The organism is Streptomyces sp. NPDC094147 (genome assembly GCF_044764265.1).
Classification (GTDB): domain Bacteria; phylum Actinomycetota; class Actinomycetes; order Streptomycetales; family Streptomycetaceae; genus Streptomyces.
Map to the genome: position 1 here is coordinate 128,635 of NZ_JBIWHT010000018.1, position 10,058 is coordinate 138,692.

Consider the following 10,058-nt stretch of genomic DNA (forward strand, 5'->3'; position numbering starts at 1 on the left):
CAAGGGACTTCCCCCAGAGTGGTTAGACGTCAATGAAAGGGGCATGGATCACATGTGGAATCCATGCTTGCAATACCAAGCGGAAAGGTCGTTTGACCGCAGCGGCGGGAATTTCTCCGCGCCTGTAATTCGAAGGCCTGGCCGATAGCGTAGACCAGGCCGGTATCGGCTCGATCCGAAAGCACTACAGACTCGTTCGAGGCCGGTTGGGGGCCGTTTGCGGCGCCCGCCGCTTCCTCGGCGGGCGCGGCGCCTACGGGGCCAGCAGCGTCTCGGTGAGGAACTCGAAGACCTGCGTGTCCGTGCCGGGGTCGAAGAGGTAGAAGTGACCGCCGGGGTAGATCTGCGTGTCGAAGCCGGCCGACGTGTGGTCGCCCCAGCCCTCGATGGTGTCCAGGGGTGCCCGGACGTCCGCCTCGCCGACCATCACGGTGATGGGGCTGTCGATGAGCGGCCCGATCGTCATGGCGTGCTGCTCCCAGAGGGCGAAGTCGGCCAGCACGGTGGGGATCAGCTCGTCCATGGCGTCCTCGTCGAGGGCGACCTCCTCGTTGAACCCGCCGAGCCGCATGACCTCGGCGCGGAACTCCTCCTCCGACAGGCTGTGGATCTTCGGGCGCAGCGCGGCGGCGGCCGGCGAGGGCTGGGCGGACATGAACAGGTGCTCGGGCCGGGGCCCGGCCTCGGCGTACAGGAGCTGCGCGACCTCGTAGGCGAGCAGCGCCCCGCAGGAGTGGCCGAAGAAGGAGAACGAACCGGTCAGGAGCGGGCGCAGGGCCTCGGTCACCTCCTGCACCAGCGGTTCGACCTCGGTGGCCGGGTCCTCCAGGATGCGGCTCTGGCGGCCGGGCAGCTGGATCGCCACCACCTCGATGTCGGCGGGCAGCGCGTGCACCCAGTCGGCGAACGCGCTCGCGCCGCCGCCCGCGTGCGGGAAGCAGATCAGTCGATGACGGCTGTTGGGCCGGCGGGCCCGCCAGATGAACGGGCTCTCCATGGCCAGGCCGGGCCGGCGTATTTGTGTAGTCATGACCCCTCTACAGAAGTGAGGAAACGCTCGACGGAATGCGAGAACGTGGCGCGGAGATCACCGGTCGGGTGATGTCGGCGGGGTTGCGTGTGCCGTCGGCGGCACGATACGCATTAATTTCTCACCGAGCTTATGAGCGTCCGCAGCGGGCATGCAAGGGAAATGCGGGCGGCATCGGCCGATATTCGAGCGGTTGCCGAGCGGTATTCAAAACGCCGACGGGGCCGCCGGGCTTTCGCCCGGACGGCCCCGTCATCGGATCGTCCAACTCTCTGGTGATGCGGTACCGCGCATCCGGCGGAGCGCCTACCGCTTCGCGAAGGCCGAGCGGGCCCACAGGTAGCCGAGGAGGCTGAGGCCGACGCCCCAGGCGAGCGCGATCCAGCCGTTGTTGCCGATCTCGGTCCCGAAGAGCAGTCCGCGCAGGGTCTCGTTGATCGGGGTGAAGGGCTGGTACTCGGCGAACCAGCGCAGCCCGGTGGGCATCGAGTCGGGGGTGACGACGGCGCTGCCGAGGAAGGGCAGGAAGGTCAGCGGCATCGGGGCGTTGCTGGCGGCCTCGATGGTCTTGGCGCCCAGGCCCATCGCGGCGGAGAGCCAGCTGAGGGAGAAGGCGAGCAGGGCGAGGATGCCGAGGGCGGCGAGCCACTGCACGGGTCCCGCGGTCGGCCGGAAGCCCACCGCGAGGGCGACACCGATCACCAGGACGAGGCTGATCATGGTCTGGATGACGTTGCCGAGGACATGGCCGGTCAGCACGGAGGCGCGGGAGATCGCCATGGTGCGGAAGCGGTTGATGATGCCTTCGGTCATGTCGGTGCACACGGACACGGCGGTCGAGATGGCGCCGGAGGTCACGGCCATCAGGAGGATGCCGGGGGTGACGTAGTTGGTGTAGTCGGCCCGGCTGCCCGCCCCGATGCCGTTGCCGAGCGCGCCGCCGAAGACGAACACGAACAGCAGGAGCATCAGGATCGGCATGGCGACGATCGAGATCGTCATGGACGGGTAGCGGCGCGCGTGCTTGAGGTTGCGGCGCAGCATCGTCCTGGAGTCGCGCACGGCGTACGAGGTGGCGCTCATCGGACGCTCTCCTTCTGCGAGTTGGGCCGGCCGGTCAGGGCGAGGAACACGTCGTCGAGGTCGGGGGTGTGCACCGTCACGGAGGTGGCTTCGACGTCGGCGTAGTCGAGCTGGTCGAGCAGGTAGCGCAGCGCCGGGACGCTGGCCTCGCTGTGGATCTCCAGGGTGAGCGCCTCGTCGTTGCGGATGCCGTGGCCGAGCGCGTGGGCGGCGGCGTCGAGCCGGCCCAGGTCGGCGAAGTGGAGGCGGATGTGGCCGCCGGGGACGAGCCGCTTGAGCTCCTCGGCGGTTCCCTCGGCGACGATCCGGCCGCCGTCGAGTACGGCGATCTTGTCGGCGAGCTGGTCGGCCTCTTCGAGGTACTGGGTGGTGAGGAAGATGGTGACGCCGTCGTCCACGAGATTGCGGATGATCTCCCACAGGTTGCGGCGGCTGCGCGGGTCGAGTCCGGTGGTCGGCTCGTCCAGGAAGATGAGGCTCGGTTCGCCGACCAGGGTCATGGCGAGGTCCAGCTTGCGCCGCATGCCGCCGGAGTAGGTGGAGGCCATCTTGCCGGCCGCTTCGGTCAGTTCGAACCGGTCGAGCAGTTCGACGGCGCGCAGTCTGCCCTCCCGGCGGGAGAGGTGCTGCAGGTCCGCCATCAGGAGGAGGTTCTCCTCGCCGGTCAGCAGACCGTCGACGGCGGCGAACTGGCCGGTGACGCCGATGGAGGAGCGGACGCCGTCCGGGTCGTCCGCCAGCATGTGCCCCGCCACCTGGGCGTGGCCCGCGTCGGCGGCGATGAGCGTCGACAGGATCTGCACGGTGGTGGTCTTGCCGGCCCCGTTGGGGCCGAGCAGCGCGAAGACGCTTCCTTCGGGGACCTGGAGGTCGACCCCGTCGAGTACGACCTTGTCGCCGTACGCCTTGCGCAGTCCGAGTGCGGTGATCCCCATGGGCGGGGCGGTGACTTCAGTGAGGACGGACATCGTGCCGCTCCTTTCCGTGGCTGCTTCAGATGCCCTTGGCGGCGAACGGTGCCTGCTGGTTGGCGCGGTGGACCACGATGTCGCCGCGGCTGGTGCGGACGTACACGTCGACGCTCACGCCGTACTCGCCCGGACCGTCGGCGGAGTCGAGCAGGCGGTGCACGGTGCCCGACTGGGCGTTGGCGTCGAGCCAGGCGGCGGTGCCCTCGGGGATGCCGAGCTGGATGTTGCCGATCTGGGTGCGCAGGTCGACCCGGCCGCCGGCCTCCTCGATGGTGATGTCGCCGGTGGCGCAGGTCGCGGTGACGTCGGTGTGGGCGCGGCCGATCGAGATGTTGCCCTCGGCGGCCCTCAGCTGGGCCTGACCGGTGATCTCCTCGATCTCGGTGTTTCCGTTGGAGCTCTTGATGACGGCGGTGCCGTCGATCTCGCCGACGCGCAGTTCGCCGCTGCCGGTGGTGATCTCGGCGCTGCGGGTGCGCTCGACGGTGATGTCGCCGTTCTGGGTGCGCAGTTGGACGTCGCCGGCGTGGTCGATCTGGATGTCGCCGTCCATGGTCGTCAGGCTGGTCTCGCCCAGCTGGCCCTTGGCGACGAAGTGGCCCCGCGACGCGGTGCCGTTGACGCGGGAGCCGCGCGGCAGGGCGATCTCCACCCGGACGGAGCCGGGGGCGCCGCTCAGTACGCGTCCCTTCGGCGTCTTGATCTGGAGCTTGCCGTCGGTGTAGCTGACGCGGGTCTGCTCCGCCGCCCGCTCGTCGGCCTCGCTGCCGGCGGTCGTCGGGTGCACCTCGACCACGGTGTCGCCGCGGTCGCCGGAGACGATCCGGGCGCTGCCGGCCTCGACGTGGAGCGTGGCGGTGATCGGCTTCGGGGTCTCGAAGGTAGGCATGGCTTCCCCATCCTCAGTCTGTTGGGCGTCCCCGCTGGTCGACGGGTGACGAGTGGTTCCGGCAGGCATGGCGCTCTTGCGTTGTCGAACGTCGCACGGTGCAGCGCACGGCGTTCGCAGTTCGTTCGGCCTCCGTGGTGCGAGGTCGTGTCATCACTATGGCACACATGTGGCGCCATGGCGAGCCATAGTGGCGCCAGACTTGACACATGACGGCATCACGGCAGGTCAGTGGGGGTGAACGGGCGATCCGAGCGGGCGGCGGAACAGGCCGGGGCCCCTCGGCCGGAGGTCAGAAGGCGCCGAGTCCGCCGCAGACGTTGAGCGCCTGCGCGGTGATCGACGCGGCGCTGTCCGTGGTCAGATAGCCGACCAGGGCCGCCACCTCCTCCATGGTCGAGTAGCGGCCGAGCGGGATCTGCGCCTCGAACTGCTCCTGCACGAACCCCTCCGTGGTGTCCCAGGCGGCGGCATAGCCCTTGCGGACCCGCTCGGCCATGGGGGTCTCGACATAGCCGGGGCAGACCGCGTTGACGGTGATGCCGCGGGGGGCGAGTTCCTTACCCAGCGCCTTGGTGAACCCGACGACGCCGTGCTTGGAGGCGGAGTAGGGGGCGCCGAGCAGGACGCCCTGCTTGCCCGCCGTCGAGGCGATGTTGACGATCCGGCCGTACGCCGCGTCCGCCATGCCGCCGTTTCTGAGCACCTCGCTCGTCACCAGGAAGACCCCGTTGAGGTTCGTGTCGATGACGTCGTACCAGAGCTCGTCGGCGAGGTCGGCGGTGGCACCGCCGCCGCTGCGCCCCGCGTTGTTGACCAGGATGCCGATCGGGCCGAAGGCCTCGACGGCGGCGGCGACGAGGTGGGCCACCGATGCGCGGTCGCGGACGTCGGCCCCGGTGCCCTCCGCCTCGAAGCCCTCCTCGCGCAGATCCTCGACGGTCTGTTTGACCTGCTGCTCGGTGCGCGCGCAGATGAAGACCCGGTGTCCGCGCCGGCCCAGATCACGCGCCACGGTCAGGCCAATGCCGCCCGTCGCGCCGGTGATCAGGGCGGTGGTCCTCGTCGGTGCCGTCATCGCATGAGCCTCCACGAACCCGTTGGGCGGATTTGACGATGCCCCGGCAACGTAGCCCGCGCGACGGCGGGGCCACCCGATCCTGAGACGGGAGTGCAGCGGGCTTCGAGCGGGCTTCGAAGAGCGCGGCTGTTCGGCTGCGGTCCGGTGCGGCGGGTCCGCACCCGGCGGAGCCATCTCGTGCCGTTCTTGAGCCGTGTTGGAGCCGTCGGCCGCTTCAATGGCGACAGACGCAAGAGCCGCGCAAGGCCGCAGACCGAGGGGCGCGGCGCCGCCGATGACCGGAGGGGAGCCGGAGTTGCTGATCAGACTCATGGGGCTTGTCACCATCGAGCACGAGGGACTGGCCCCCGTGCACGTGTCGAGCGCCCAGGCCCAGGCGGCGCTCGCCCGGCTGGTGCTGGAACGCGACGCGGGGACCAGCCGCGAACACCTCGCCGACACCATCTGGCCCGAAGGCCTGCCAGACACCTGGGCCGCCGCCCTGCGCGGGGTGGTCAGCAGGGTCCGCTCCTGCGTCTCCAGCCCCCTGCTCAACCCGGGCGAGACCCCGCTGGTCTCGCAGAGCGGCCGGTATCTGCTGCGGCTGCCGGAGGACACCGCCGTCGACCTGGAGGCCGCCGAGGTGGCGGTCGCCGAGGCGGAGGCGGCCTTCGCCGACGGCGCCCACGCCGTGGCGCGCCGGCTCACGGCGGGCGCCCTCGCCAATCTGCGCGGCTCGTTCCTGCCCGCCCACGAGGGCGAGTGGGCGGGCGGCGTACGCGATCGCGTGGAGGAACTGCGCCTGACCGCACTGGAGTTGGCGAGCCGGTCGGCCTCCGGCCTCGGCGACGAGCACCATGCGCTGCGCTACGCCGACGAGGCGGTGCGCCGCGCGCCGTTCCGGGAGAGCGCCCACCGCTGCCGGATGACCGCGCACGCCGCCGCGGGCAACCGGGCGGACGCGCTGCGCGCCTACCACCGCCTCGGCGAGGTGCTCGCCGAGGAGCTGGGCATCGATCCGGCGCCCGAGACCCAGGCCGCGTACCTGGAGCTGCTGCGCGCTCCCGAACCGGCCCGGCGGCGCCGTCCCGCGAACTCGGGGCGGGCGCCCGCGGACGGTCTCGACCCGGTGCTCATCGGGGCCTTCGAGGCCCTCAGTCCGCCTTCGAGGTGACCTCCAGCGTCCTGGGGCTCCGGTCCATGTTGCGCCTCTGTTGCGAGTGGACCGCTTTCCTGGTTCCCAACAGCGCCATGCCGTACGGGAGTTAGGGACGCACATGACGACGGTGCCAGGACGGTCGGCCCCCGGGACCGACACCATCAGGCACCACCCCGACCAGAGCGCCGACTTCCACCGTCTCCTGCTCGGCCCGACCATGGTGTACTCCGGCGGGTACTGGGAGGACGGCGAGGGTCTGACCGAGACCCTGGACGAGGCCCAGGAGCGCAAGCTCGACCGGTTCGTCGAACTCGCCGGGGCCGCCGGCGCCCGGCGGGTCCTCGACGTCGGCTGCGGCTGGGGCACCATGCTCAACCGGCTCACCGTCGTGCACGGCGTGGAGCGCGCCGTCGGCCTCACCCTCAGCCGCGCCCAGCAGGAGTTCATCACCGGCTTCGGCAACCCGCGGATCTCCGCCCGGCTGGAGAGCTGGGCGGACCACGCCCCCCGGGAGCTGTACGACGCGGCGTTCTGCGTCAACGCCCTGGAGCACTTCGTGCCGTACGCGCTGGGGCCGCGCGAGCGCGCCGAGATGTACGGCGCCTTCTTCGGCAAGGTGGGCGGCGCGCTCAGGCCGGGCGCCCGGTTCGTCCTGCACACCATCACCGTCGGCGGCCGCCCGGCGGGCGACCGGCTCCTGGACGACCTGCGCTTCCTGCGGCACTGCGAGCTCCACGACGCGCACATCCCGCAGCTGCACGAGCTGGCACGCGCCGCCGACGACGTCTTCGACATCGTCGAGATCGTGAACGAGCGCGAGTCGTTCGCGGTCGCCTGCCGCGCCTGGCTGGAGCGGCTGGCCCGGTGCCGTGACATCGCCGTCGTCCTGGCGGGCGAGGAGAGCGTGGCCCGCGTCGAGCGCTGTCTGGGCATTCTCGCGGCCACGCTGGAGGACAAGTACTTCAGCAATCTGCGCGTCACCCTCGCCCGGCGCTGAGCAGCCGGCGTATCAACTCGCCTTTTCCGAGCCCGACTTGGCGGCAGCGGCCCCGGCCCGGCCCTCGGCCGCGTACACCGCCAGGAAGGTGGTCAGGCCCCACACCCCGGGCGGCGCGGAGAACGCGGTGACCGGCACACTGCGGCCGAGCCCCGAACACAGGGCGCCGTGCGCGCGCAGCGCGGCGGCGGTTATCTCACCCCGGGTGCGGGCCTCCTGGCCGGCGCCGGCCATGCCGAGGGCCTCCACCCGGGCATCGGAGACGAGTTCCGCCATGCGTTCTCGTGCGTCCACACACTCTGACTCGGACATGCCCAACCTCCGCTGTACGACGGGTGGTTCAGACAGAAGCGGCCGCCTGGCGGCCGGTCCCGGGGGACGTCATGACGCGCGCCGCGTGGCGGCGGCGAGCGTCCGGGCGAGTTCGCCGACCCCGGCCGTGGCCCCGGCCAGCACCACGACCCGCGGCCGGCCGCCGTGCGCGGCGACCAGGCGGGCCAGCTCGTACGCGGCGACTCCGTCGCCGGTGCACGCGCCCAGCGTGACGGGCCCGCCCCCGCCGGTCCGGGAGCCGAGGGCGCGGTGCCAGGCAGCCGCGCCTTCGGGCACCAGGCGCAGCAGGACGAGTTCCTCGGGCCCCGGGTAGGCCCGCGCGAGCCGGTCGTAGAACGAGGGGCGGGTCCCGGGCGCCTGGACGAGGGCGACGGTGCCCGCGCCCGGTTGCGCCGCCGGACGCAGCACCCCGAGCGCAGGTGTGGCAGCGGCACCGGCGCGGCCCGTGCCGGGGGTGCCGACCGCGGCGTTCATGCCGGACAGCAGGTCGAGGGCCTCGCCGATGGTCGTGAACGGCCCGGCCCGGTCGGGGAGTTCGCGCAGGAGCAGCGCGCCGTACGCGAGGACCTCGGTGGCGTCGGCGAGGCGGTCGCGGTCGTACGACACGGTCAGGGCGAGCCCGCCCGAGCCGTCGTGGTGGGCGACCAGGGTGAGGGAGAAGGCCGTGTGCGCGCCGAGGGGCTCCGGGGGTTCCACCCGGATTCCCAGCGCCGCGAGTTCGGAGGTGACCTCGTCCGGGACCGGCGGCCGGTTCTCGAAGCTGAGGAGGCTGTCGGCCGGGACGAGCGCGTCGTTGGTCCAGGAGCGGATCTGGCCCGCCGAGACCCATTCGTACGCCACCGTGTCCATCTCCCGGTCGCGCAGTTCGGCCAGCAGGCCGGGCAGCGGGGCGGCCGGGTCGACCACGACGGACAGCGGCAGCGGGTTGCACAGCGCGCCGGGCAGGCGTTCCACCCCGTCGAGGAGGATGCCCCGCCCGGAGACGGTGGTGCTGAAGCGGACGGGGGCCGCGCCCCGCGCTCCGCCGAGCCGGTGCAGCAGCAGCGCCCACACCGCCTGGAGCACGGTGCTCTCGGTGACGCCCCAGGTGGCGGCCCAGTTGGCCAGGCGTGCGGTCTCGTCCGGGGTCAGCCGCAGCCGGAAGCAGCCGTTGCCGGTGGCACTGCCGGTGCCGGCGGGAAGGCGGGGGGCGTCCGGGTCGGCCGGTGTGCCGCGGGACCAGAACTCCTGGGCCGGGGCGGTGTCCTGGCGCGTCAGCCACCGTACGTAGTCCACCATGTCGGGGCGGCGCTCGCCGCCCGGCAGCCGGCCGCCGGCCAGGTAGGCGCGGTAGAACTCGCGCAGCAGCAGGCGCACGCTCCAACTGTCGAGCAGGGCGCGGTGGTAGGTGAGCACGACGCGGACGGGCGGGGCGGTGCCGAACATGGCCGGTCCGCCGCCCAGCACCGTGATGCGCAGCGGTCCGGGGCGGCGCGGGTCGAGGCCGCGCCGCCGGTCGCGTTCGAGGAGGCCGTGCCAGTGGGCGGTGCCGTGCGGCAGCCGTACCACTTCGGGCTCGACCCGGTCGTACACCACGACGCCCGGCTCGGGTCCGTCCTCGAACGCGGTGCGCAGCACGCTCTCGCAGTCGAAGACGGACTGCCAGGCGGCCGTGAACCGGTCCGGGTCGAGCGGCCCGTCCCAGTTCCACGCGAGCTGTTCCACCTGGCGGCCGGTGCCGGGGTGGGCGGCGGCGTCGGCGAACAGCTCGCGCTGGAGCGGTGTCGCGGCGACCCGGCGTGCGGGCAGCGGGCCGCCCGCGCCCGGGTGGGTGAGCAGGTCCGCGAGCCGCCCGAGCGGGAAGTCGGCACTGGCCGCTGTCTCGTCCGCGGTGAAGCGCAGGGTGTGGCGCCCGGGGTCGTGGGTTTCGAGCACGGGACGCCAGGAGGCGGCGGCCGGGTGGCCGAGCGCGATGGTGTCCAGGGCGCCCTCGACGCGGGCGCTGTCCACGGGGCCGTGCAGGTCCAGTACGGGCAGCGCGCCATGAGCGGCGCCGCCGACGTCCACGACGACGGTCATCGGCTCGTCCTGCGGTATGCGTGCGGGGTGGCTGCTGGTCATCGGCTGTCCGGGGTGCGCCGGATGAGACCCCTCCCCCTCCCTCTCTGGAAGCGCTGAACGAGTATCAGGGGCCGCGCCCATACGGGACTGACGCGGCGCTGACACGGCGCTTGAGAGTGTCCGGCGAAGGGTCGCTCGGGTCGCTGCCCGCACCCTCCACATGTGCGGCGGATCACATCAGAACCGTTCGAGGCCCCGTCCACACCCGCTGGAGGAAACCGCCCGGCACCCCGGGCGTGAGTAGCGTGCCGGGCGGCAGAAGTGGACACGAGGACGAGGAGCTCGCCATGGGAGAACCGGGCTTGGGGCAGCGGGCCGAGGCCTGCTCCGTCGATGACGGGTTCCATGTCTTCGACACGACGTTGCGTGATGGTGCGCAGCGTGAGGGGATCAACCTCACGGTGGCGGACAAGCTGACGATTGCGCGGCATCTGGA

The 10,058-nt window shown here is 72.0% G+C and carries 9 protein-coding genes; 2 read left to right on the forward strand and 7 right to left on the reverse strand.

Going from position 1 to position 10,058, the window contains the following annotated elements:
* Positions 1-253: 253 nt before the first annotated feature.
* The 5 genes from ACIQ8J_RS24495 to fabG all read right to left on the reverse strand — a co-directional run bounded on the left by ACIQ8J_RS24495 (position 254) and on the right by fabG (position 5,051).
* Positions 254-1,030, reverse strand: coding sequence for a thioesterase II family protein (locus tag ACIQ8J_RS24495; RefSeq protein ID WP_403274264.1), 777 nt, complete (start codon positions 1,028-1,030; stop codon positions 254-256).
* A 306-nt stretch (positions 1,031-1,336) separates the two neighbouring features.
* On the reverse strand, positions 1,337-2,113 hold the full coding sequence (locus ACIQ8J_RS24500) for an ABC transporter permease (RefSeq protein WP_403274262.1): 777 nt from the start codon (positions 2,111-2,113) through the stop codon (positions 1,337-1,339).
* Complete coding sequence (locus tag ACIQ8J_RS24505) at positions 2,110-3,081, reverse strand: ATP-binding cassette domain-containing protein (protein ID WP_403274261.1); 972 nt, start codon at positions 3,079-3,081, stop codon at positions 2,110-2,112. Before ACIQ8J_RS24505 ends, ACIQ8J_RS24500 begins: the two co-directional genes overlap by 4 nt.
* A 25-nt stretch (positions 3,082-3,106) precedes the next feature.
* The gene (locus ACIQ8J_RS24510) at positions 3,107-3,973 is read right to left on the reverse strand and encodes a DUF4097 family beta strand repeat-containing protein (protein WP_403274259.1); all 867 of its coding nucleotides are present in this window, start codon (positions 3,971-3,973) and stop codon (positions 3,107-3,109) included.
* Positions 3,974-4,265: 292 nt separating this feature from the next.
* Positions 4,266-5,051, reverse strand: a complete 786-nt coding sequence (fabG, locus tag ACIQ8J_RS24515) for a 3-oxoacyl-ACP reductase FabG (protein ID WP_399055213.1) — start codon at positions 5,049-5,051, stop codon at positions 4,266-4,268.
* 298 nt (positions 5,052-5,349) lie between these two features.
* Here fabG and ACIQ8J_RS24520 point away from each other — a divergent pair, with 298 nt between their 5' ends.
* Positions 5,350-6,207 carry a BTAD domain-containing putative transcriptional regulator gene (locus tag ACIQ8J_RS24520; protein WP_403274257.1) on the forward strand — a complete coding sequence of 286 codons (858 nt, stop codon included), beginning with the start codon at positions 5,350-5,352 and terminating at the stop codon, positions 6,205-6,207.
* A 103-nt stretch (positions 6,208-6,310) separates the two neighbouring features.
* Positions 6,311-7,189 carry an SAM-dependent methyltransferase gene (locus tag ACIQ8J_RS24525; RefSeq protein ID WP_403274254.1) on the forward strand — a complete coding sequence of 293 codons (879 nt, stop codon included), beginning with the start codon at positions 6,311-6,313 and terminating at the stop codon, positions 7,187-7,189.
* A 12-nt stretch (positions 7,190-7,201) separates the two neighbouring features.
* On the opposite strand, the gene ACIQ8J_RS24530 is transcribed toward ACIQ8J_RS24525, so the two are convergent.
* Complete coding sequence (locus ACIQ8J_RS24530; RefSeq protein ID WP_403274252.1) at positions 7,202-7,501, reverse strand: hypothetical protein; 300 nt, start codon at positions 7,499-7,501, stop codon at positions 7,202-7,204.
* A 69-nt stretch (positions 7,502-7,570) separates the two neighbouring features.
* Positions 7,571-9,622, reverse strand: coding sequence for a condensation domain-containing protein (locus tag ACIQ8J_RS24535; protein ID WP_403274250.1), 2,052 nt, complete (start codon positions 9,620-9,622; stop codon positions 7,571-7,573).
* Between the last annotated feature and the right edge of the window lie 436 nt (positions 9,623-10,058).